Annotated in this window: 16 protein-coding genes and 1 pseudogene; 10 read left to right on the top strand and 7 right to left on the bottom strand. The window is 39.7% G+C overall.

Features of this window, described 5'->3' with window-relative positions:
* The first annotated feature begins 5 nt into the window (after positions 1–5).
* On the top strand, positions 6–842 hold the full coding sequence (locus tag PL9214_RS14430; RefSeq protein WP_139295061.1) for a hypothetical protein: 837 nt from the start codon (positions 6–8) through the stop codon (positions 840–842).
* A gap of 27 nt (positions 843–869) precedes the next feature.
* Here PL9214_RS14430 and PL9214_RS14425 read toward each other — a convergent pair whose 3' ends face one another.
* From PL9214_RS14425 to PL9214_RS14415, 3 genes are read right to left on the bottom strand one after another with little or no spacing between them, the layout of a single operon-like run.
* Complete coding sequence (locus PL9214_RS14425) at positions 870–1943, bottom strand: SGNH/GDSL hydrolase family protein (protein ID WP_072719512.1); 1074 nt, start codon at positions 1941–1943, stop codon at positions 870–872.
* Between the two features lies 1 nt (position 1944).
* On the bottom strand, positions 1945–3159 hold the full coding sequence (locus PL9214_RS14420; protein ID WP_072719511.1) for an SGNH/GDSL hydrolase family protein: 1215 nt from the start codon (positions 3157–3159) through the stop codon (positions 1945–1947).
* Positions 3160–3217: 58 nt separating this feature from the next.
* On the bottom strand, positions 3218–4561 hold the full coding sequence (locus tag PL9214_RS14415) for a hemolysin family protein (RefSeq protein WP_072719510.1): 1344 nt from the start codon (positions 4559–4561) through the stop codon (positions 3218–3220).
* A gap of 233 nt (positions 4562–4794) precedes the next feature.
* Between PL9214_RS14415 and mfd the strand changes: the two genes are divergently transcribed.
* The 5 genes from mfd to dcm are packed head-to-tail and all read left to right on the top strand — an operon-like array spanning position 4795 to position 10136.
* On the top strand, positions 4795–8307 hold the full coding sequence (gene mfd / locus PL9214_RS14410) for a transcription-repair coupling factor (RefSeq protein ID WP_072719509.1): 3513 nt from the start codon (positions 4795–4797) through the stop codon (positions 8305–8307).
* 27 nt (positions 8308–8334) lie between these two features.
* Entirely contained in the window at positions 8335–8571 is a 237-nt protein-coding gene (locus tag PL9214_RS14405) for a DUF6737 family protein (protein ID WP_072719508.1), read from the top strand.
* A 12-nt stretch (positions 8572–8583) separates the two neighbouring features.
* A complete protein-coding gene (locus PL9214_RS31275; protein WP_186440392.1) occupies positions 8584–8739 on the top strand; it encodes a hypothetical protein in 156 nt (51 codons plus the stop codon).
* Entirely contained in the window at positions 8723–8842 is a 120-nt protein-coding gene (locus PL9214_RS33250; protein ID WP_437126714.1) for a hypothetical protein, read from the top strand. Before PL9214_RS31275 ends, PL9214_RS33250 begins: the two co-directional genes overlap by 17 nt.
* A gap of 7 nt (positions 8843–8849) precedes the next feature.
* Positions 8850–10136 carry a DNA (cytosine-5-)-methyltransferase gene (gene dcm, locus PL9214_RS14400; RefSeq protein WP_072719507.1) on the top strand — a complete coding sequence of 429 codons (1287 nt, stop codon included), beginning with the start codon at positions 8850–8852 and terminating at the stop codon, positions 10134–10136.
* 36 nt (positions 10137–10172) lie between these two features.
* On the opposite strand, the gene PL9214_RS14395 is transcribed toward dcm, so the two are convergent.
* On the bottom strand, positions 10173–11357 hold the full coding sequence (locus PL9214_RS14395) for an aminotransferase class V-fold PLP-dependent enzyme (RefSeq protein WP_072719506.1): 1185 nt from the start codon (positions 11355–11357) through the stop codon (positions 10173–10175).
* A gap of 120 nt (positions 11358–11477) precedes the next feature.
* Here PL9214_RS14395 and PL9214_RS14390 point away from each other — a divergent pair, with 120 nt between their 5' ends.
* The 3 genes and pseudogenes from PL9214_RS14390 (at position 11478) to PL9214_RS14380 (ending at position 13490) form a co-directional block, all read left to right on the top strand.
* Entirely contained in the window at positions 11478–12590 is a 1113-nt protein-coding gene (locus PL9214_RS14390) for a YihY/virulence factor BrkB family protein (protein ID WP_083580028.1), read from the top strand.
* Between the two features lie 21 nt (positions 12591–12611).
* A pseudogene (locus PL9214_RS14385) lies at positions 12612–12965 on the top strand (RNA-guided endonuclease IscB); the annotation flags it as partial.
* 69 nt (positions 12966–13034) lie between these two features.
* Positions 13035–13490: a GAF domain-containing protein gene (locus PL9214_RS14380; RefSeq protein ID WP_083580027.1), complete on the top strand. Its 456-nt coding sequence runs from the start codon at positions 13035–13037 to the stop codon at positions 13488–13490.
* 140 nt (positions 13491–13630) lie between these two features.
* On the opposite strand, the gene rpsU is transcribed toward PL9214_RS14380, so the two are convergent.
* From rpsU to PL9214_RS30095, 3 genes are all read right to left on the bottom strand, one after another.
* Positions 13631–13828 (bottom strand): 30S ribosomal protein S21, encoded by a 198-nt coding sequence (gene rpsU, locus PL9214_RS14375; protein ID WP_006616180.1) that lies wholly within the window; start codon positions 13826–13828, stop codon positions 13631–13633.
* Between the two features lie 363 nt (positions 13829–14191).
* On the bottom strand, positions 14192–15514 hold the full coding sequence (locus tag PL9214_RS14365; RefSeq protein ID WP_072719503.1) for a calcium-binding protein: 1323 nt from the start codon (positions 15512–15514) through the stop codon (positions 14192–14194).
* 104 nt (positions 15515–15618) lie between these two features.
* Entirely contained in the window at positions 15619–21060 is a 5442-nt protein-coding gene (locus tag PL9214_RS30095) for a DUF4347 domain-containing protein (protein WP_083580025.1), read from the bottom strand.
* Between the two features lie 1088 nt (positions 21061–22148).
* On the opposite strand from PL9214_RS30095, the gene PL9214_RS14350 reads away from it, so the two are divergent.
* Positions 22149–23795: a sensor histidine kinase gene (locus PL9214_RS14350; RefSeq protein ID WP_245824251.1), complete on the top strand. Its 1647-nt coding sequence runs from the start codon at positions 22149–22151 to the stop codon at positions 23793–23795.
* Positions 23796–24037: the final 242 nt, after the last annotated feature.

The raw sequence follows: 24037 nt of genomic DNA, 5'->3' as shown, positions 1-24037 counted from the left end.
CGGAGATGTCTAATAGTAACCTAGGAAATTCTTTTGCTTCGCATCTTCGATCAATCTTCCTGCTATCTGGTGGGTCGTTACGCATAGGACTCTCAATAATAGCAATCATAAGCTTTTCTGGATATATTGCAACTCAACCCACGGTCGAGAAGAAGAGCAAGTCTTTTTTGATTAGCACACTCGCTACATACATCATTTCAATAATAATATTGGGGTTGACAGGTATATGGTCTCATCACCTGCAGCTAATATACTTCTCGCAAACTCTTATATTAATTTACATAGCAATAAACTTTAAGCCAAAGAAAGCCTTTATTAATTCATCATTTGGAATTGCATTTGTAGTTTTGGCAATCCTACTCAGTGGGACACTTCGCTTGACTCACTATGTTGTCTCCCCACAGGAAATAATAACAAAGATTTCATCCTTAACTCAAGAGCCACCTCAAACCAGAGCTTTCAGGGCTATATATCCAAATGGAGCAGCATTTGCGCGGCTTGGTCTAAACACTTATATAATACCATATGGAGCCGCCAACGATAAACTCCTGTGCCCAGACTTTGCTCAGTATCCTTTCTATTCTCGCGAAAGATTGGATAATATTCTTACTTGCATCAAAACGTCACCGACACTCATCGTTGATGAGTCATTTTCGCTTCATCACAGCAGAGTTTCCGTGTTGCCAAGAGATGCGGAGAGAAAAATTATAATGGAGAATTGGAATAATTTCGTGACAGAGGGAGAAAAGATAATTACCACTCAGTATTCTTGCAAAAAGCTAGGGACTGTTAGAATATGCAATACCGATAAAATTAAGCTCATCCCCTTTGTGTCTTTGTAGTTTCTTCTACAGTTAAAAACTCCGTTTCTAAGGTTGGTTGTTTTTTGAGGTGAGATGTTGGGTAATTAATTCAGCCGCTAAACGATTTCCGGCGATATTCCAGTGGGTATCATTGGGTTTATAGAGGCGGGTTTGTTGAGAAGAAGCCTTAAAATAAGGTAATAAATCCAAATAATCAATATTAGCTTGCTGTAACTGTTCTGTTAACATTCGGTTGGGAAGTTCAAAGTCTAATAAATTCTCATTCTTAGGATCAAACACTTGTTTGACTTGTTGTTGAAGTTGGGAATTGACTTGAACTTCATCGGGAATGATCACAACGGTTAAGGGGAGCTTTTGAGAATCACAAATTTGTTTAATTTTTAGTAAATCTTGTACCGCATCCTCTACAAAGCTTTTAAAAATACTATCCGCAGGGTTTCTAACAAACATATTACTTTTATTAACCGTATCTTGGAGATATTTTTGGTTATTAAATGTGGGTTGATTATCGTTATATTTAACCGACGTTGGATTGAGAACTTTTCCTTTATAATTACTTTGAATTTTAATTAAAGATTTAATTAAAGCAATCACATAGGATTTTTCCTCAGTTCTAAGGTTAGCGGTCAAGGAATTATCTAAAAAATCATTGCCAATATAGAAAAATACCATCACTTTATCGGGATTAAGTTTTAATCCTTCATTGACTAAAATTGATAAATAATCTCTTGGCCCCATTCCGGGTATTCCCATATTAATCACTTCTGTTTTTTGACCAGACTGGTTTAAGTTTTCCTCTAAAAGCGTCAAATAATTATATTGATAGGGAACCACGCCATAAGCAAAGGAATCTCCTATCCCTAAAATTCGATAGGTTCCCGCAGGTTTTTCAACGGTAAATTCAACATCTTTAAAGCCTTGGGAATTTAACTTAAAGTCATAGTCGGGGGCGTTAGGTTTTCCACGAAACCGATTATAGGATGAATCATAAAACACAAAACTGGGATTGATTTTATTATAAATTCTTAAGGTAATTTCGGACATTACAAAGGTAATTAAGGCAATTAAGGCGGTTTGTCCGAGAATTTTACTAAAAGCTTTGAGTTTAAGTTTTTGCATTTTAAATTTTGTTTGAGGAAGGAGGTAGACGTTTAAAAAATTGTTGAGTTTTTTCTAATAACTGATTAAAGAGGATATCCGCAGCTAATTGATTTCCGGCTGTATTCCAGTGAGGTTCCTGTAATAGATATAAGAGACGCTGTTTTTGTTCCGCTTGAAATTGAGGTAAGAAATCAAGATAAGCAATTTGTTGTGTTTTAAGATAAGGAATCAGAAGATTCTGCATACAGGTTGGATCATAATTTGCTAAGTTTAATTTATGGGTTTGGGTAATTTGGGTTAATAAATTTGGGTTGACTTGGAATTCATCAGGATAAATGGCAACGATAAATTGAATATTTTGCTGTTTTAACAGCTGGTTCATTTCATCAATGCTTTGGAAAATATAGTTAATATTATCATTCCAGACACCCTTTTGCAAATCTTTGCGTTTACAAAAGTCTAAGCGAGTTTTTTCAGTATCCAGAAAGGTTTCTAACGATAAAATACCCGGAGATTTTTCTGGGAGAGATGAATTAGAAACGAGTTGGAATTGATAGGGGGAGGAAGATGGAATAACGGAGTGTTGTTTTGCTTTGGTGGCTTCTTGAAAAATTTTATATTTTTGTTGAAGAAACAGAAGGAAACGAGATTGATTAATAATGGGATAACCGAAGATTTTTACTTCTTTGCGTTTATCAATATCAATATAAATATCATTAACAATAATGCGTTTTCGGTTGGGGTCAGCATCAATAAAATCATTGCCGACAAAAAACCCTAACACGACTAAATCAGGATGATATTGTAAAGCATATTTTTTTAATAAGGCTAACTGTTCCCCGGTATGAGTTCCGGGGTATCCAGCATTAATCACTTCAACGTTAGGTTTTTGATAATAGCGTTCAAATTGTTTTTCTAATAACGCTGTATAATTTCCTTCCTTTCCTCCCGCCCAGTTAAAAGAATCACTGAGAATTAAAATTCGATAGTTTTCAGGTTGTTTTTGTAGGGGATAATCTCGATCATTAAAGCCAAATTGATTGTTTCCATTAGCATAGGGACGAATTTTGAAGCCTAAATCTGGATCGTATTGATATAGCCCTTGGGATAAATAAGGTTCGAGGACAATCATTAACAATTCCACAAGAAATAATGGTAAAATTGTCCAACAAAATAACAATAGTAAGCTTTGGCGTAGGGATTTTAAACGCAATTGGGAGAACTTTTTAAACATGAATCAAAAGGAAACGGAAATGAGCGATCACAAATATCCTAAACCTAGTCTGTTAGGTTTAAGCTTCTTCGGGTTCAATATCAGAAGCGGGGTTATTTTCAGGGGAAGATAAAGGTACAATTAACACTTTATCGACTCGGTTTCCATCCATATCCATAACTTCAATACGGAGATTTTGCCATTCAAAATGATCCGCCGCTGCCGGAATACGACCTAACTGGGTAATCACAAACCCCCCAACGGTGTGATAATTTCCTTCTGATTCTTCTAATAAATGTTCTAAACCAAATAGCTCAAAAAATTCCTCAACGGGTAACATCCCATCCAACAACCAAGACCCATCTTCTCGTTGAACTTTCTGCGGTTCTTCTGGGTTTTCCCAAGACGGAATATCCCCGACTAATTCCATTAAAATATCATTTAAGGTGACTAATCCTTGAATCACCCCATATTCATCGACCACCAACGCAAAATGGGTTTCTCCCTGTTTAAATAATTCTAAAATTTTTAAAACCGATGTGGTTTCTGGTACAAATAAAGGGCGGCATAAATTAGCCGTTAAATCTAAGGGTTGACCCGATAAAGCTTGGGTTAATAAATCCGTGACTTTAATAAACCCGACAACATGATCTAAATCTTCTTGACAAACCAAAATCCGAGTATAAGAACTTTCGGAAATACTTTGACGATTTTCTTCAACCGGATCATCAATATCAATCCAAAAAATATCCGGGCGAGGGGTCATTAAGGTTCGCACTTGGCGATCGCCTAATTCAAACACCCGTCCGACAATATTTTGTTCCGTTTCCTCAACAATTCCTGATTTTGTTCCTTGTTCAATCAGAATTTTAATTTCTTCTTCGGTGACTTCCGGCTCTGTCGAGGTATGACTGCCTAAAAACCGAACAATTAATTCTGTAGACGCACTCAACAAATGAACAATAGGGGAACTAACGCGAGATAACCAACGCATAGGAATAGAAACCGTAGTTGCGATTAATTCAGGAGAATTCAGAGCCAACCGTTTCGGAACTAATTCCCCTACAATTAATGATAAATAGGTAATCGTAATTACAACAACGGTAAAACTAATGGCATTACTGTAAGGGGCTAAAATTGGAATTTGCTTGAGTTGGGTATCTAATCGAGCCGAAATTGCCGCCCCTCCAAAGGCACCTGCTAAAATTCCAATTAAGGTAATTCCCACTTGCACCGTTGAGAGGAAACGATTTGGAGAGTTTGCTAATTCTAAAGCGACTTTTGCTTTTTTATTGCCTTGATTGGCTAATTGTTGTAACCGCACTTTACGCGAAGAAACAATCGCCATTTCGGACATCGCAAAAACCCCATTGGCGAGAATCAGCAGAACAACAATCAAAATTTCTTGGAACACAGATGACATTTTTGGGTCAGGATAGAACGATAAAAGATAAGAATAACCGATCACATCTCAATGTGATGATTCTAAACCCCAAAGGTCAGATTGTGTCATCTGTGTTTAGACGGGAAAATAATCTAACTTCTTTCGAGATCGAATCTTCTGGAATTCCTTAAAATATGAGAACGACTGTTGTAGAGATGCGCCACGGCCCGTCTCTACCCAGGCCATGATCTGTTCCCTGTTCCCTCCTCTATATGACGTTTTCCTCTATCGTGCGTGCATTGGGGCGATCGCCGTTAACGGCTGAACTCCTGACCAAACTTAACAAATTTCAAGCCCTCTACCTCAACGGTATGCCTCGCATTCCCAAGGGGTTAGTTGCGTCCACCTTAGCGCAGGAGTCGGGATTAAATTTATTCGTCGTCACCGCCACCTTAGAGGAAGCCGGACGCTGGGCGGCGCAACTGGAGGCTATGGGATGGACAACGGTTCACTTTTACCCCACGTCGGAAGCCTCCCCCTACGAGTCGGTGTCTTCTGAAGAAATGACCTGGGGACAAATGCAAGTTTTAGCCGACTTAGCAGGACGTTTAAAAAACCCTGGTTCTCCCGTTGCGGTGGTCGCCACAGAACGCAGTTTACAACCCCATTTACCCCCCGTTAACGTCTTTCAACCTTATTGTTTAACGCTGTATCGGGGAATGACGTTTGAAGGAAAAACCCTGGATCAACAGTTGGCTAAATTAGGCTATGAACGGGTAGCCACCGTCGAAACCGAAGGACAATGGAGTCGGCGAGGGGATATTGTCGATATTTTTCCCGTCGCCTCGGAATTACCCGTGCGTTTAGAATGGTTTGGAGATGAATTAGAACAACTTCGAGAACTCGATCCCACCACCCAACGATCATTAGATAAAATCGAAAGTTTGATTCTCACCCCAACGAATTTTGATGTCATGATTCAGGGGAATTTACCGGAAGCAGAAACCTTAATTACAGAAGTGATTCCCCCAACTCCGACACCGGAATTTCAACTGGATAATACTAATTATAAACCCCCCAAATCCTATCATCCTTTATTAGGATTAGCCTTTGAAACTCCGGCTTCGTTATTAGATTATTTAACCGATACTACCTTAATTGTTATTGATGAACCGGATCAATGTTGTGCCCATAGCGATCGCTGGTTAGAACATATTGAAGAACAATGGCAAACGTTACCTGAAAAACTGCCGAAAATTCACCGTTCTTTTATAGATGCTCTCCAAAAAATTGAAGGGTTTGACAAATTATATTTATCTGAATTAGCAGATTATCAACCCACTCTAATTAATATTGCTGATGTTCCTAGTTTAAATTTATCTTCCCGTCCCGTACCTGCCACTCCCCATCAATTTGCCAAACTCGCTGAACTCATTCGTCACGAACGACAACGACATTTTGCTATTTTTCTCGTTTCTGCTCAACCTAGTCGATCCGTTGCACTGTTATCCGAACATGATTGTCCGTCTAAATTTATTCCTAACCCCCGTGATTATCCGGCTATTGATAACTTAATTAAAAATACCCCCGTCGCCTTAAAATATACCGGACTAGCAGAATTAGAAGGGTTTGTTTTACCGACATTTCGATTAGTTTTAATCACCGATCGAGAATTTTATGGGCAACATTCCCTCGCCACTCCCAGTTATATTAGAAAGCGGCGTCGGGCGACCTCCAAACAAGTTGACCTAAATAAACTAAGACCCGGTGATTTTGTCGTTCATCGTCAACATGGGGTGGGAAAATTTATTAAATTAGAAAGTTTAGTGATTAATCATGAAACCCGTGAATATTTAGTATTACAATATGAAGATGGAACCCTACGGGTTGCGGCCGATCAAGTCGGAAGTTTATCGCGGTTTAGAAGTGCGGGAGGGAAAGTTCCTCAACTGAATAAACTCACCGGACAAGCGTGGGAAAAAACCAAGGAAAAAGTCAAAAAATCCTTAAAGAAATTAGCCGTTGATTTATTGAAATTATACGCCCAACGTGCCCAACAAACGGGTTATGCCTTTCCTGAAGATATGCCTTGGCAACAGGAACTTGAAGATTCCTTTTCCTATCAACCCACACCGGATCAAATTAAATCCACCCAAGACGTTAAATGGGATATGGAAAGCGATCGCCCGATGGATCGTTTAGTTTGTGGAGATGTGGGATTTGGCAAAACTGAAGTGGCAATTCGAGCTATTTTTAAAGCAGCGACGGCTGGAAAACAAGTGGCATTATTAGCCCCGACAACAATTTTAACTCAACAACATTATCATACCTTAAAAGAACGATTTGCCCCCTATCCCATTGAAGTTGCTTTACTGAATCGTTTTCGGACAACAGCAGAAAAACAAGAAATTTTAAAACGATTAGCAACCGGGGAAATTGATGTGATTGTCGGAACCCAAGCGTTACTTGGAAAAGGCGTTCATTTTAAAGATTTAGGGTTATTAGTGGTGGATGAAGAACAACGATTTGGTGTTAATCAAAAAGAAAAAATCAAAACCTTAAAAACCCATGTGGATGTGTTAACATTAACTGCAACTCCCATTCCTCGAACGTTATATATGGCATTATCGGGAATTCGAGAAATGAGTTTAATTACAACTCCACCTCCCTCCCGTCGCCCCATCCAAACCCATTTAGCACCGTTAAATTTAGAAACCGTAAGAACCGCTATTCGTCAAGAATTAGACCGAGGCGGACAGGTGTTTTATGTTGTGCCTAGAATTGAAGGAATTGAAGAAAAATCTGCCCAAATTCGAGAGATGATTCCTGGGGTCAGATTAGCGATCGCTCACGGACAAATTGATGCCTCTGAATTAGAATCGATTATGTTAACTTTTAGTTCTGGGGAAGCGGATGTTTTAGTGTGTACCACGATTATTGAATCCGGGTTAGATATTCCCAGAGTTAATACCATTTTAGTTGAAGATGCTCACCGTTTCGGGTTAGCTCAATTGTATCAATTAAGAGGTCGGGTTGGACGTTCAGGAGTACAAGCTCACGCCTGGTTATTCTATCCCACCACCGCCGATGGACGGGTTAATTTAACTGATGATGCTCGTAAAAGATTAAGAGCGATTCAAGAATTTGCTCAGTTAGGATCGGGTTATCAATTAGCGATGCGAGATTTAGAAATTCGGGGTGCGGGTGATATTTTAGGGGCAGAACAATCCGGTCAAATGGATGTGGTGGGGTTTGATCTTTATAGTGAAATGTTACAGGAAGCCATTCAAGAAGTCAAAGGTCAAGAAATCCCGCAGGTTGATGATACTCAAATTGACTTAAGTTTAACTGCCTTTATTCCTTCCGATTATATCCCTGATTTAGATCAAAAAGTCAGTGCCTATCGCTCAGTAGCGGCTTGTCAAAGTCGAGATGAATTATCTCGAATTCAAGAAGATTGGTGCGATCGTTATGGCCCTATTCCTACCCCAGCACGTCAATTAATTAGAATTATGGAACTTAAACAAATTGCCAAGAAATTAGGCTTTTCTCGCATTAAACCCGACGGTCAACAACATATCTTATTAGAAACTCCAATGGAAGAACCCGCCTGGAATTTATTAAAAGCGAATTTAGCGGAACATTTACACAGTCGGTTTGTGTATAGTAAAGGTAAAGTTACTGTTCGGGGATTAGCCGCCGTCAGCGCCGATAAGCAGTTAGAATCTTTGGTAAGTTGGTTGGCTCAAATGCAAACCGCTTTACCAGAGAATTCTGTTGTTTAGAACTTGACGTTTTAAGGGAATTATAAAATGACGAATCAAGAACCGTTTAACCCCTGGAATTATAAACCTTGGTGGTGTCAACCTTGGTCTATTCTATTAACTGGAATGACGTTGATTTTAGGAAGTTGGTTTCTATTGCATATTATTTGGATTACGATTTTAGTTGCTATTCCTTTGTTAGCTTGGATGGGATTTTTTCTATTGATATGGCCGAAGTTAATGGCGGAGGTTTATGCTCAGGAGTATTTAAGCAATAAAGATTAAGTGATTAAAACCATGTATCAAGAAGATCAAGAACAATATTTTGTGGTCTGTGTTAATAACCAAGATTATCCAGCTTCCTTAGAAGTAAAAAAGATTTATCAATTTATTCCTGATGAACAAGCAACTCATCATCAAATGATTCGTGTTATTGATGAATCGAAATATTAGAGAAAATGCAGTAAGTACAATTTGCCGTTATAGTGATTGTACTGTAGCTTTCTCAAAAGAAGAAATTCAACTGTTAGCTAAGTTTATTCAAGAAAATTCATAACATTACAATGAAAATAATTAAATTTATTGATTTATTTGCTGGAATTGGAGGAATTAGACTCGGATTTGAAAAAGCTGCTTCTTCATTAGGATTTAAACCCCAATGTTTACTCAGTAGTGAAATTAATCAAGATTCGAGATGGGTTTATCAAGCTAATTTTAAAGAACAGTCTTTCGGTGATATTAGAACACTTGAACACTTACCAGAACATGATGTTTTACTAGCGGGTTTTCCTTGTCAATCTTTTTCTTATGCGGGAAAAAAAGAAGGCTTTGGAGATACGAGGGGAACCTTATTTTTTGAAATCATGAGATTAATAGATACCAATAAACCTCAAATCATGATTTTAGAAAATGTACGAGGAATCCAGACTAATGATCAGGGAAGAACCCTAAAAACTATAGAATATGAAATTACAAAAAGAGGTTATAGTTTTCAATTTTTTTTATTGAATAGCTGCAACTTTGGTTTACCCCAAAATCGATTAAGAGCTTATATGATTGGGGTATTAGAAAAATCACCTAAATTAAATATTGTTTCCGATTGTGGGCCACCCGATTCTCATTCTTATAGTCAGCAACTTTCTCTGTTTCAACAGCATCAATTTTCCTGTGTAAAAACAATTTTAGAAGATAATCCTGATCCTAAATATGATTGTTCTCCTGTGTTTATTGAACGCTTAAAACACCATTTTAAGGGAGACTTAGACAAGTTACATGGGAAAAGATTAATTGATTACCGAGGAGGAAACTCAATTCATTCTTGGGAACTTGGTTTAAAAGGAGAATGCAGTCCCGAAGAAATCGAGTTAATGAATCGTTTTATTTTAAAAAGACGAAATAAAGAGTTTGGAGATGAACAAGATGGAAAGCTTTTAACCCAAGAGCAAATTGCGACGTTTTTTAATGCTCCTAATTTAGATGATATTCTGCAAGGATTGGTTGATAAAAAATACCTAAAAATGATTAATAATCAATATAAACCTGCTAGTGGTAATTTTTCCTTTGAAGTGTATAAATTTTTAGATCCTGAATCTATTGCTGTAACGTTAGTAGCGAGTGATGCAAATAAGTTAGGAATTTATCATCAGGGTCGAGTTCGTCGGATTACTCCCCGTGAAGCAGCCCGTTTACAAGGTTTTCCTGACCATTTTAATCTGCATTATAATGATGATAAGGCTTATTATCAACTGGGGAATTCAGTTAGTATTAATGTGATAGAGTTTATTGCTAAGGAAGTTTTGTCAAAAGTGTTATTGAGTGAAATTTATTTGCTGACCCATCCTACAATTTAAAGGTTATTGGCTAATAAGTGACACCTGCAACCTGAGTCAATTTAATAAAACTTCTGCTAAATATTCATATTGAGATAAATGATTATAAATTTGGGCAGAAATTCTGATTAAAGGTTGATTGTCATCATCCCAAGGCATAATTGGGACTTCAATTTGATGTTCTTTCCAGAGTTTTTGATTCAAATCGGAGAACCCTTGCCATCTTTTTCCTAATGGTAAAACCGCCATTGAACCGATTAGATGATCAGGACAAGGTAAAGGAATATCTAACTTTTCTGCTAATAATTTTCGAGCATTTACCGCTAAATTATGATTGGTTTTGATTAATTCTGACCATCCTCCGGGTAAAAGAGAACCCATAAAATTAATTGCTTTAGGAATCGATAAATAAGCACTCGGATCAGGGGTTCCTGTCCAGTCAAATTCTAATAAAAATCGAGAGAGATCGCTACGGGTAGAATTAGCTCCATGACTAATAGTAAGGGGACGAATCAACGCTTGTTTATCTTGTTGTACTGCTAAAAACGCCGCTCCTTTGGGTGCAGATAACCATTTATGGCAATTTCCCGTATAGTAAGTTGCCTTAATTTCTTGTAAATTTAAAGCTAACATTCCGGGTGCATGGGCTCCATCGATTAGAGTATCTATTCCTAAATGATTTAATTGTTGAATAATCTGTTGAATCGGAAAAATTAACCCCGTTTGGCTCGTAATGTGATCAATTAATACTAATTTTGTACGAGGAGAAACCTTTGCCATGACTGCTTCAATAATTTGTTGAGATGAAGTGATAAAAAAAGGAATATCTGCTATAATAATTTTAGCTCCTGTGCGAGTTGCAACAAAATCTAAGACATTGCGACAGGCATTATATTCATGATTGGTGGTGAGGAGTTCATCTTGTTCTGAAAAAGAAAGCGATCGCAAAACCGTATTGATCCCTGTTGTCGCATTCGGAACAAAGACCAAATCTTCAGGATTTGCCCCTACAAAATCAGCTAACTGTTGTCTAGCCTGATCGAGTAAAGTTTCATATTCTCGGACAAAAAAATGGAAAGGTTGCTGTTCAAGTTGTTGTCGAAATTGATATTGAGCGTCTAAAATTGGAATCGGACAAGCACCAAAAGCACCATGATTCAGAAAAGTTACCTCTGGATCAAACATCCAATAGCGATGAAAAGCAGAATATTCAGGTTTAGTCTGTGAAGGATTATCTTTCATGTCCGATAATATTAAGAGCTACAATAATCTTAAATCAATCTTGAGCTAATTTATTTTGAACCACTGTTTCAGAATCCTTGTAAATTAGAAAGAAAGTATGCTTTCCTTAAGTCAATGGTAATGGCCAGCTTTTTCCGGTTCTGGCGACATCTCAAATGGGTAAAGTGGCAACCTTGTTCAGTTCACACCCATTTAGTAAAACTGATTGCTGACAGTGCTGATTGCGTCGCTGATCTATTAATTGCCTTGTTTCCTATCCTAATCAAAGGACTCAAAAGGATTCATCGGCGAATGATGCGTTTTTGCTGTTTTTTTCTGTATTTGAATCGCAGAACCTTCAAACAGCTAATTCAAGCCAGCCTAGAACAACGATTACCAGGTTTTGCGGCGGAAATGGCTTATCATGCTACCCTCGCTTTATTTCCAGCCGTATTAGCTTTATTAATTGCTATTAGTTCATTTCAATTAGTACAAACTGAACTCTATCAAATGGCAATCTTACTGAGTCAGATTGTCCCGGAAGAGGTACAGGATTTAATTGGAAATGGCATTGATCAATTATCCCTCACGCCTAGTTCTAGTTTACTCTCGTTTAGTTTTCTGGTTTCTTTGTGGATTTTTTCAGGTGTTATTGGTGCAGCGATGGACGCATTAAATCATATTCATCGCGTTAAAAAGGATCATCTTCGACCTTTTTGGAAAAATAAATTAATTGCCTTAGCTTTAGCATTAGGGACTCTATTATTATTAATTTTGGCATCAGCATTAGTCTTAATTAGTGACTTGATTGTTGAAGGAATGGCTCGGCAAAGTTGTATGCTTGAGACGGTTGGTAATTGTGCTTTAGAGGATTTAGCAATTTGTATGATCAAACCTCCAGTACAAAGTTGTTTATTAGAATCAACTTTATTAGAAACCTGGAAACAATTTCGCTGGCCGATAACGTTAGGAATTGTTTCCACAAACTATGCGTTTATTTATCGTTATGCACCCAGTTACCGAGAACCCGGAACTCCGTTGATGCCGGGAGCGATTTTAGCGGCTGTATTTTGGGCATTTGTGTCTAATTTATTTCGCTGGTATGTTTACCATTTTGGTAATTTTAATATTACCTATGGCACAATTGGCGGTTTCGTTGTCTTATTACTTTGGCTGCAAATCAGTTCATTGATTATGTTGATTGGTGCTCAACTTAATGTTATTGTGGGAGATGCCATGAACACTAACTCCTAAGCAGTAAACAACCCCCACTGACACTGGTTAGATGCAGCTTGTGTGGGAAAAGTTGAATCCTTAAAAATCTTAACTCGTCAACCGTTATTGATTCAGGCAACAGGTCATGGGTCAAGGCAAATGTGTCGAACCGATAAATACGGGTTTCCGTCTCGTTATGTTCCTCGCTTTAAATTTGTTAAAGGATTCCAGACCGGGGACATTATTAAAGCTGTTGTGACTCAAGGAAAGAAAATTGGAACCTATTTTGGACGAATTGCTGTTCGTTCAAGCGGGAGTTTCAATATCACCTCGAAAGGGGCAATTGTTCAAGGAATCAGTTACAAATACTGCACAATAATTCACAAAAAGGATGGTTACTTATATGCAGTCTAAAACCCACCCTCTGTTTCCTCCCACCACTGACCTGATTACAGGTTCAGTGGGGGTCTCCACAGAGAAAGAATGATGAATCAAGCTCTAACATTACAAACCATTGCTGAACAAGTTCAAGAATTACTGCAAGCTGAAACGGTTGTTGTTATGCTGGCAGAATCTTCTGGTGAGCAAGTTTACTTTGCGGCAGCCGTAGGAAAATATGCAGCAGATGTTGTGGGAAAACGAGCAAATGCAGCGACATCCGGTTTACCGGGAATAGTGTTTAAAGGTTCATGTCCTGTTTTAGTCGAAAATACCAAGGGAGATCCTCGAGTTCGCCAAGATACTGCACAAGCCTGGGGAATTAAAAGCGCTTTAGCAATACCTTTATTTTTCCAAGGTCAACTTTGGGGTGCTTTAATGGCTTTGAATCGTTTAGACGCTGAAAGCTTTACTGAACAAGATCAGCAAAAGTTAGTCAATTATGGAGCGACGATTTCCGATTACCTTCCCCTCTCTCAACATTCAGAATCCACAAGTTAGAATGAAGGTATGCAAGATCAAAGAGACCTGGAAAAAACGAAAATCCGCGACGTTACTCCCGGCTTTGTCCATTGGGCCTCAAGCGGGAGTTGTGGCGCGGTTCATTCAGAGTGAGGTTTTAGGTTGTAAAATCCCTAAAACTAGAACATCCGTTTTTTGCGGAAAGCACGTCTTTGACGTTGGTTAGCGATGGCTTTACGCTTACGCTTTTCTGGAGGGGTTTCAAAGTGACGTTTTTTTCTAACGTCCGCCAAAATGCCAGCCTTAGAAACTTCACGCTTAAAACGTCTTAAGGCTGACTCTAGCTGTTCATTTTCACCCAGAATAACTTGGGTCATGTCCTCTCCTTAATGGTCTACAACAACATTTGAAAATTTTTTGTGAGATTATTCCCCTTATGCCATATTACAGCAATAGGGGAGATCTCGTCCATGTTTGTGATGGCTACAATCCTGGAGATAGTAGGGCATAGAGCCTAAATTTAGCGGCTCACCGAACTTAAAACACCAGTACCAATTGAGAGGATGAGTAATATCCAAATCACATAACCCGGAATAAAAGCTAAAAAGGATAAGCCCCTGAGCGTCCATAACACAACTAAGACGGTTGTGATGAATGCAAACAGATAAGAGAAAATCAGCTTTTGGGAATCAGGATGTCGAGTCACAAAGAGTACCAGGCTGGAAATGCTCCTTTATAGCTTAACTTAAGAGTTCAAAGCTATTCGGAGTAATTAAATCTACCGATACACCCGCAAGACGGGCTAAGGATTTATCCCCTACCCGAATTAAGGTAGAAGTTCCATCTTGGGTGAGGGTTAATTGATTAAACGTTAAACCGTTAGCCAAGACTAAAATATCTTCTCCGACTTGGAAATTAATAATTTGGTCAAACCCAGTTTCAGCAGACATAACAAAGCGATCACTACCACTGCCGCCACTGATTAAATCATCACCGAGATCCCCAAACAACCAATCATCCCCTGACCCCCCACTCAAGGTATCATTTTGTTGTCCACTGTAGAGGGTGTCATTGCCATCGCCACCACAAAGTTTATTCTCTCCCTCATTGGCCGACAGTAGATCGTTACCCGCACCACCACTTAATTGATCTTTAGCTGAACTATCATGAACGGTATTATTCTGGCCCAGACCGCCATAGAGGGTATCATCTCCATCACCACCGCAGAGAATATCCGTACCTTGATCACCGTACAGGAGATCATTTCCAACATCTCCATAGAGCATATCATCCTGCTCACCGCCATATCCTGTATCATCGCCCTCACCGCCCATGAGGGTGTCGTTGTTGCGGTTGCCAGAAATCCAATCATTTCCGGCTCCTCCCCAAACTACATCAGCCCCATCTCCAGTGTTACTGAGAGCATCGGTGTCAATACCAATACTGAGATTATCGGCAAAGATGGTGTCATTACCCTGATCTCCATAGATCGTATCCGTACCCAACTCACCCCGGAGGAGATCGTCACCTTGACCGCCAAACACAAAATCATTGCCAGGGCCAGCATAAACCGTATCGTTGCCAACACCGCCTTGGAGTAAATCGTCCTCTGTGTAGCCATAGAGGACATCCTGTTCCTCGTCTGCGTTAACAACATCATCAGTGGGACTGCCAATCACAGTATCATTCCCCTCATCACCATAGAGAGTATCGTTGCCGTGATCTCCAAAAATTAGGTCATCATTTTGACCCCCATATCCGATATCGTTGCCTTCTCCTGCCGTCAGCGTATCGTTGTTTTCGTTACCCGATAGAAAATCATCTCCAGTACCCCCACTGAGCCAATCCCGTCCTTCCAAGTCTTGGGGAACATCAGGATCATCAATTCCAGCTAAGAGAGTATCATTCCCCTCTTGACCCTGAAGGGTATCATTGCCATAGCTACCCCGAAGTAAATCATCACCCCCGCCTCCTTCAATCCAATCATTACCGGATAAAGCATCAACGGTATCATTTCCTTCACCAGCATAGACATTTTCATTTCCTGTAAAGGCTGTAATCAAATCATCCCCACCAAAGGTAAAGATGCTTTGATTAGCAATGACTCCGATGACAACATCATTGCCCTGTGTTCCATTCAGGATACTGAAAGTAGGATTGGGTGACTCTAAACCNTGGGTGTGGGAATGGGTGTGGGAATGGGTGTGGGTTCTGGCGTGGGAATGGGTGTGGGTTCTGGCGTGGGTTCTGGCGTGGGAATGGGTGCAGCTACTACAGAAATGGTTAGGGTTGCTGGATTAGAAGTAGCACCGAAATTGTCCGTTGCCAGATAATTGAGAACAAAGGAACCTACAAAGTTAGGATTGGGAGCGAAGGCTAGGGTTTGGGCTTGTTCTGGGGTGAGTCCTTGTACCTGACTCAGATCCGTAATCGGGGTTTGACCTAAGAATAAGGTTCCTTGTTCAGAATTAGGTAAGCTGGTGAGACTATAGCCAACGATACTTCCGGTTAAATCCGTTGCGACCAAATTGGGTATTTTCACCGAATCAGAAGTATTGACAATTCCTGAAAGGTTAAGATTTTCAGCAACTGGGGGTTGATTGGGAATCGTCACCCCAACTTTGGCAGGATTTGAAGTAGCACCTTGATTATCCTCAACCGTATAACTCAGGGTTGCAACTCCAGCAAACCCTGGAACTGGGGTAAAGGTAATATTGCCCTGATCATCAACCTTAAAGGTTCCTTGATTGTCCAGAGTAATGGTTTTTTGTTGACCCGGAGTATTGGGGTCAAGATCCACAGTGGCTAAATTAAGCGTGCCATCGGGGTCAGTGATCTGATCAGCAATATTAAAAGTAATTGGTGTATTAGGAGTGCTTTCCAGATTTTCATCCGTAGCAACCGGAGGTTGATTGGGAATGGGTTGAAAGTTTAAGTTTAAAGTCGTCGCTGGAGAGGTTGCGCCTTTGTCATCCGTGACTGTAAAACTAAAGCCACCGCCATCAAAGTTACCTGTGGATTGAAATTGCAGTTGCGCCGCTTCTTCAGGGGTCAAAACCTGATTCACGGTTACAGGTTTACCATTGAGCAGCAGTACCCCATCCGCCGGATCGGGGAGTTGAGTAATCGTGATACTCGTAATTGTACCATCAGCATCGTTTCCTGATAGCGGAGGCACCTTAACAAGGCTATTCGGTTGTACAGGCAGATCCACAGGATTGGCAACTGGGGGCAGATTCACCTCCAGAGGAACTAAAGACACCGTAGCTGCTGTCGAAGAAATTAATCCTTCGTTATCTATGGTTTTATAAGCAAAAACAACCTCGTTTGAAGAACCTGTAGATTGAAATTGTAGTTGAGCCGCTTCTTCTGGTGTGAGGATTTGGTTGAGTTCGATAGGTTTTCCATTCAACAGCAGCACACCATCGGCGGGATCGGGGAGTTGCGTAATCGTAAAACCCGTGATCGTACCATCAGGATCAGTCCCCGATAACGGGGGAATAAAGGAGGTACTATTGGGTAGGAAAGAAACGTTCAGGTTATTGGCGGTAGGAGGTTGATTAACATCCACCACAACTAAATCCACCGTTGCCGCCTGTACTGAAACTGTCCCTTGATTATCCGTAACCGTGTAACTAAAGCTACCTCCGTCAAACTGATCTGTTGCTTGGAATTGCAGTTGAGAAGCTTGTTCGGGTGTAACAGTTTGATTCAGGGTGACAGGGTTTTCATTCAGTAATAACAAGCCATCAGCCGGATCTGGTAAAGCAGTAATTGTATAATTGGCAACGGTTCCATCGGCATCTGTCCCTGATAGACTCGGTAGATTTACGGTGCTATTCGGGACAATCAGAGTATTTAAGTTATTGGGAATGGGAGGTTGATTGACGGGAGGTAGGATCAACCCTATGGTTCCGGCTCCGGCTGAAGTTAAACCTTGATTATCTGTTACTGTGTAGCTAAAGCTACTACCATTAAAGCTACCCGTAGATTGAAATTGCAGGCGAGAGGCTTGTTCAGGGGTCAAAACCTGGTTGGATGTTATAGGTTGACCATCAAGCAGCAGCACCCCATCCGCCGGATCTGGCAGTTTGGTAATGGTAAAACTTGCGACAGTCCCATCAGGATCACTCCCCGATAAGCTGACAGGAACAGTGGTATTAGGGGTAATAGAAACGTTCAAATTATTCGCCACAGGCGGTTGATTTACCAGAGGCGCAATTAAACTAACAACAGCAACTCCTGGCGAACTTAAACCTTGGTTATCCGTGACAATGTAGTTAAACTGGCTACCATCAAAAGTTCCTGTAGATTGGAATTGCAGTTGTGTAGCTTCTTCAGGCGTTAAAACCTGATTTAACTCCACAGGTTGACCATTGAGCAGCAATATCCCATCGGCTGCATCCGGTAAGCTGGTAATGGTGATAGTCGCGATTGTTCCATCCGGATCTTGTCCCGATAAAGAAACAAGTGTGGTACTATTCGGAGTTAAGGTAAGGTTGATATTATTAGCAGTCGGAGGTTGATTTACCGAAGGCTGAATCAGTGTTACCGTAGCTGGAGTGGAGTCAGTTGCTCCTTGATTATCCGTAACGGTATAACCAAAACTACCCCCATTAAAGGTTCCTATAGCTTGGAACTCCAGTTGTGTCGCTTCTTCTGGGGTTAAAACCTGATTCAACTGTACAGGTTGACCATTGAGCAGCAATATCCCATCGGCTGCATCCGGTAAGCTGGTAATTGTAAAACTAACAATAGTACCATCAAAGTCACTTCCTGATAGTGAGATGGGAATCTTACTATTGGGTAAAACCGCAGCATTCAGGCTGTCAGCCACCGGAGAAATATTCTCTGGCGCTGGTGTCGGTGAAGGTGTTGGTAATGGTGTGGGAGTTGGTTCCGGCGTTGGTGTCGGTGTGGGATTCGGTGGCGGTGTGGGAGTCGGTTCCGGCGTTGGTGTTGGAGATGGTGTTGGTGTGGGATTAGGTGTGGGAGATGGAGATGGAGATGGAGATGGAGATGGAGTCGGTGTCGGTGTTGGTGTTGGAGATGGTGTTGGAGATGGTGTTGGAGATGGTGTTGGTGTTGGTGTTGGTGTTGGTGTTGGAGATGGTGTTGGAGATGGTGTTGGTGTTGGTGTCGGATTAATATTAATGGTTGTTTGAGCAATATTACTATCATTTTCTCCGTCATTGACCACCACTGAAATATTCCGAGGGGTGAGGTCGGGGTTGCTGCTATTGTTGCTAAATTGAATTCCTTTAATGGCGGTTTGATAGTTGCTTAAACTGCTACTCCCCGTTAAATTCACGGTGATTTGTCCAGCTACACTGGTGTCAATTGTTCCGCTAATTCCTGTGGGGAATGTGGGCAGGGTTAAATTGTCTGCTGTTTGAGCGTTCGTCAGGGTAATAACAGCATTTTCAATATTGGTATCGTCTAGGTCTGTGATACTAATATCGCTATTGGCTATGGCTACTCCTGCACTGTTTTCGGTGAAGGTTGTTGTGTAGTTTGTTCCGGGTTGGCTACTGTCTAAATCGATGACGGGGGGGTCGTTGACAGGTACAACCGTAATTGTACTAACAGCAGTATTACTAACATTAACACCATCATTAGCAAACACATTAATCTTACGATCTCCGGCAGTGGGGTTTTCTGAAGTATTCTTGTAGGTAATACCTTGTAATAAACTCTGTAAGTCAGCCGTCAGAATATTGCTGTTATCGGATTTAGTAACTTTAATTTCCTTTTGGGTGTCATCGTAAGCAACATTGAAACTGGTGCTACCTACTGTAATTGTTGCTGTTTTATTTGCATTTTGGGGAAACTCTGTACCCCCAATTGTTAAGACCTCTGAGGCTCCGTTTAAAATACCAGAAATCTGAAGGGTAAGACTGATAATATCATTCCCATCAGGATCACTAACGGTGGCAAGATTACCCACGATATTACTAGCAATATTAACTGGACTATTACCTTCGGTGAAGGTCGTGGTATAATCAGTTCCAATGGTACTGCCATTCAAATCAACAACTGGGGGAGAACCCAAACTTAATACTTTGGTATTGGTAATTTCATGAATATTTGTAGTTCCACCCGTAGAGGCAGCAAAGCCAAATTTGAAGGTAGCAGGTACTATACCTCCATTGGCTGCTTTGATATCCAAATTCTGAAAAACATATTCACCTGCATCTCCAATTCCATCAGCATCAGCATCAAAGAAAAGGCTTAATTTTCCATCTTTAGACAGTTGAATTCCTACTTTTCTTTCAACACCTGCATCCGTTCTTTTCGTTGCACCATTAGGCCCATCAATGCTAGTAATACCTCCTGCTAAGGTATTATAAGTATTAATCCAGGGATAAGATTGATTGCGATCTTGTACCCCGGCTCCAGATAGAATTTCCCTCCCCCGAATTGTAATCGAATCAGGAACAGAAGTTTTTTTAGCGGCACCTGCTAGGGGACTTGCTCCTACACGAATAGTTGCACTATCACTACTTCTGACCTCTGTAGCAAAGTTCCCATACTCATCAAATCCAATTCCAATATAACCTCCGGCGATACCGTCTGTATTATTAGAGCGGTTTTGAGCATATCCCAAGGAACCCCCAAACGCTCCTGCTTTGGTTGGAGATTTGCTGCCATCTATTAAAAAAAAGCTTAATCCATCTCCTCTATTCCCTGTTGCATCAGCGGTTCCTCCATAGGAGTAATAATCAAATAATATTGTTAATCCAGAGGTGGAAGAAACGGGTTGATTATAAATCACAAACCCTGACTGGTTAGTGGTAGCTGAAGTTAACCTTAAGGCTCCCGTCCCATCAGGATCAGCCGTTACTCCTGATGAAGGAATCCCAGGAATTGCACCAGTAGTTTGTTGAGGTGCTCTAATTGTTCGCGCTGTTAAGTAGGGAAAAAATTGAGTATTTAACAGAGAAGGATCAGCAACAACATCCGCCGAACCTTTCGTGTTATTTCCATACAACCAATTAATCGTAGGTGAAGCGCTTCCTGGGGGTTGAGGTGTTAGGGTGCTATTATTAAAAGATTCATCGACTAATGTGTTCAGTAATACGCCATCATAGTTCGATAACGTTTGAGTTTGAATGGCTAAACTGGTATCAATGGTTCCGGTTGCATATTCTAAATTCCAATCTCCTCCGAACTGAGTCGCACCTGTTAAATTTTCCGAGGCTGCGATGTCTGCTTGAGTTAGTTGGGATAAATTTGTAACGAAAGATTGTCCTAAACTTCCTGAAGCCGTATTACAGCTATATAATAAAATATCAGCATTTTCAGTTAATCCGGTTTGCCATTCTTGGAATTGTGCAGTATATTGATTTAAGGTTTGATTATCTAAAATTGTATTGCCTAATTGGATACTTCCTGAACTTCCATGAGCAATAATTTGTAGAGAGCCAATATTGTTAGAATTTGATAAAATAGAAGTAATTTGATAAATTCCGTCTTGATTTGGGTCAAGAACTACTACCTCTGCATTTGGATCAATACCTTGTAGTAATGTTTCATAATTCTCAACTTGAGAATCAATAACAACAAGGGTTTTATGAGAATTATGGATGGAATTATGATTAGATGACATACCCTGATTTCCTTTGATTGAGATAGGCTTTAAGAAAGTTTAATAAATGGGGTTTATACAAGATAAACTCAGTATCTTAAATGGCAAGATACTTTTTTATCCATTAAGTATAATCTATCTTAAACGCAAATTTTTATAGCAAAAAAGCTTTTGCTCATTAGATTAGAGATTATACTGATAAACTCCTATTAGAGATGCGTTTTTGCTTTGAAAGGCATTGGCGAGCAAATCCAAAAATATTCATCACTACTTTTAGAAATCATCAAACAAGTAGGGAAGCTTTTAAAACTAGATTTGTGCAGAAATATACACAATTAAAACAATGCTCTTTCATAGAAAGAAGGATTTTTTTTATACAAAAAGCTAGATTTCTCGAAAACTGATGATCCAGTTTGTATTCGAGAGACACTGATACACTATTATGATGCTTTTGACCCTGAATTAAAATTGTGTATCACAATTTACATTTTGTAAGTATAAATGCGGATGTTTGAGAAAATCACTCTGTATATGTCAGATTTAAAATTGTCCTATTAACAGTTGACAAGATACTATCAATATAGTAAAAGTGCTTTTTTGAATCCAATTCATTAAATCTGGGAACCAAATCCCTCCCCACAAGGGTTATAGACCTATTATCTTGTTGTAGAGAAGCGATAGATGAGTGGAGAAATATTAAGAATAATCAATTGAGATTCTAACTTCTATGACCCTGTTTTAAAACTATTATCCGAGTTAACACGGATATATTGATCAAAAATCCCACTCTCTCAGTTTGTTGGGTGTACTCGCTGGAAAATACTGGGGTAAATCGTAACGTTCCGGGTGGGCAATCAGCTAGAGAAAATGGACGACAAGGAAACATAAGGTTATCTTAAAAGTAGTGGCATCCCGTGAAGCGTCAACATCCCTCAAGCAATTCAGTTAATTTTGTTTTAGGAAATCCCTGGCGTAGAACAGCAAGGTGGATGTCAACTAGCATAAAATAATATAGACCTTCTTGGCTAAGAGCGACCTTGCGGATGTCTCTAATTTCATCTCAACATAACTTAACAAAAAGTAAACGTTCCTCTGGCATTGTATTGCCTATGTTTGATCGTCTAAGCATTCGGCAAAAAATTGGCTGGGGTTATGGATTAGTGATTGGGGTAGTGCTGGTTGGCGTAACCACAGCATTTTTAATTGAAACCGCTTCTCAAAAACCTCTGCGAACCCAATTGCAAATTGATCAGGAGAAAGCAACGGTTCTTGATGGACTCAGCCAAAGTCTTCTACAGTTAAAGCATAATCAAGATAATTTAGTCCAATTCCTCAGCAATAGCCAGGATATGGAAAAAGTTGAACGAGGGGTTTCAGCCTTGCGTTCTACTCTTTTTGTGATGAATAATCAGCTTCAACAACTTCAAAATATTCCTGAAACTACAGATAACGAGGTTCAACAGGATTATCAACTCTTACAAGACTTAACTCAACGCTATAAAGAACGACTCAATAACTATTCATCCCCGTTTGAAAAACTCATTCAAATCACAGAAAGACCTAACCTTAATCCTAAAATTTTGCAATCCGTTCAAAAATCTTTGATTGATTTGAATCGGAGTGCCGGAATTACCCAAGTTTATCCCCTTTATTCAGAAACAACTCAACTTGAAAATAGATTTCGGAAACGAGCCGAAAATGCAATCCAAGCTTATGATAAAATCAGTGTTTTAAGCAATCAAATTATTATCGTTACTTTATTAATATCTGGGGGATTAGCAATCATATTAGCCATTGGTATTGGTCGAATGATTGCCTTTCCTTTGGAAACAATGATTAAAGTCGCCGAGCAAGTGAGTGAAGAATCGGATTTTGCCTTACAAGCTCCCGTGACCAGTTCCGATGAATTGGGAGCATTAACGCTATCTTTAAATCATTTAATTCAACGGGTTGCTGAGTATACGGAAGAATTGCAAAAAGCAAAAATGGCGGCGGAAGCTGCCAACCGTTCTAAGAGTGTCTTTTTAGCCAATATGAGTCATGAATTAAGAACCCCTTTAAATGCGATTATTGGCTATAGTGAAATGCTTCATGATGAATCTGAAGATTTGGGATATACAGACTTTTTACCTGACCTAGAACGAATTCAAACCGCCGGAAAGCATCTGCGGGATATGATTAGTGATATTTTAGATATTTCTAAAATTGAAGCGGGTCATGTCACCCTATATTTAGAAAATTTCCCCGTTGATAAATTGGTAGAAGATGTGATTACAACGGCTAAACCCTTAGCCGAAAAAAATAATAATGTTTTGAAAGTTAAGGCTAAATCTAATATTGGAACGATGTATGCCGATATGCCGAAAGTTAGACAAATTTTATTAAATTTACTGAGTAATGCTTCTAAATTTACTGAAAAAGGAACGATTTATTTAATTATTGAACGAACTCAGGAAAAACCCCCTATTTCAGAAGATGATGAGTTAATGTATGGATTGATTGCTAACTCTCCTCAATATCTGGTGTTTCGAGTACGAGACACAGGAATTGGGATGACAGAAGAACAATTACAACAGATTTTTAAACCGTTTATTCAAGCGGATGCTTCTACAACAAAACGTTTTGGGGGAACGGGTTTAGGACTAGCTATTAGTCAGCGTTTATGCCAAATTTTGGGGGGAGTGATTACGGTAGAAAGTCAAATTAATAAAGGTTCTATTTTTAGTGTTTGGCTACCCGTTCATGTCAAAGGATAAATAACCATACTCAACCTTGTAACAAGGGTTAGAACCTACTATTCTTTGTTATAGTGCTACTTGAAGAGGGAACAGGGAGCAGGGAACAGGGAACAGTAAGAATTGAAAGGGTTTCAGAGTTTAAAAATGTCCTAACCGTAATGCGTAGTGCTATAAAAGCGCGTAGTTCTATAACTTGTAAAAAAACCCAGTTTCATGATGAAACCAGGCTTAACTTTGGAACAAATCCTAACTCGAAATTT

Source organism: Planktothrix tepida PCC 9214 (assembly GCF_900009145.1).
Taxonomy (GTDB): Bacteria; Cyanobacteriota; Cyanobacteriia; order Cyanobacteriales; family Microcoleaceae; genus Planktothrix; species Planktothrix tepida.
The sequence above is the reverse complement of the archived record's forward strand: the minus strand, read 5'-3'. Positions and strand labels throughout refer to the sequence as shown.

What these genes read in the sequence shown, in the direction of transcription:
- dcm (WP_072719507.1), top strand. Translation starts at nt 8,850, where the DNA reads ATGAAAATAATTAAATTTATTGATTTATTTGCTGGAATTGGAGGAATT.
- mfd (WP_072719509.1), top strand. Translation starts at nt 4,795, where the DNA reads ATGACGTTTTCCTCTATCGTGCGTGCATTGGGGCGATCGCCGTTAACG.
- PL9214_RS14405 (WP_072719508.1), top strand. Translation starts at nt 8,335, where the DNA reads ATGACGAATCAAGAACCGTTTAACCCCTGGAATTATAAACCTTGGTGG.
- PL9214_RS31275 (WP_186440392.1), top strand. Translation starts at nt 8,584, where the DNA reads ATGTATCAAGAAGATCAAGAACAATATTTTGTGGTCTGTGTTAATAAC.
- PL9214_RS14350 (WP_245824251.1), top strand. Translation starts at nt 22,149, where the DNA reads ATGTTTGATCGTCTAAGCATTCGGCAAAAAATTGGCTGGGGTTATGGA.
- PL9214_RS14420 (WP_072719511.1), bottom strand. Translation starts at nt 3,159, where the DNA reads ATGTTTAAAAAGTTCTCCCAATTGCGTTTAAAATCCCTACGCCAAAGC.
- PL9214_RS14425 (WP_072719512.1), bottom strand. Translation starts at nt 1,943, where the DNA reads ATGCAAAAACTTAAACTCAAAGCTTTTAGTAAAATTCTCGGACAAACC.
- rpsU (WP_006616180.1), bottom strand. Translation starts at nt 13,828, where the DNA reads ATGACCCAAGTTATTCTGGGTGAAAATGAACAGCTAGAGTCAGCCTTA.
- PL9214_RS14380 (WP_083580027.1), top strand. Translation starts at nt 13,035, where the DNA reads ATGATGAATCAAGCTCTAACATTACAAACCATTGCTGAACAAGTTCAA.
- PL9214_RS14430 (WP_139295061.1), top strand. Translation starts at nt 6, where the DNA reads ATGTCTAATAGTAACCTAGGAAATTCTTTTGCTTCGCATCTTCGATCA.
- PL9214_RS33250 (WP_437126714.1), top strand. Translation starts at nt 8,723, where the DNA reads ATGAATCGAAATATTAGAGAAAATGCAGTAAGTACAATTTGCCGTTAT.
- PL9214_RS14395 (WP_072719506.1), bottom strand. Translation starts at nt 11,357, where the DNA reads ATGAAAGATAATCCTTCACAGACTAAACCTGAATATTCTGCTTTTCAT.
- PL9214_RS14415 (WP_072719510.1), bottom strand. Translation starts at nt 4,561, where the DNA reads ATGTCATCTGTGTTCCAAGAAATTTTGATTGTTGTTCTGCTGATTCTC.
- PL9214_RS14390 (WP_083580028.1), top strand. Translation starts at nt 11,478, where the DNA reads ATGGCCAGCTTTTTCCGGTTCTGGCGACATCTCAAATGGGTAAAGTGG.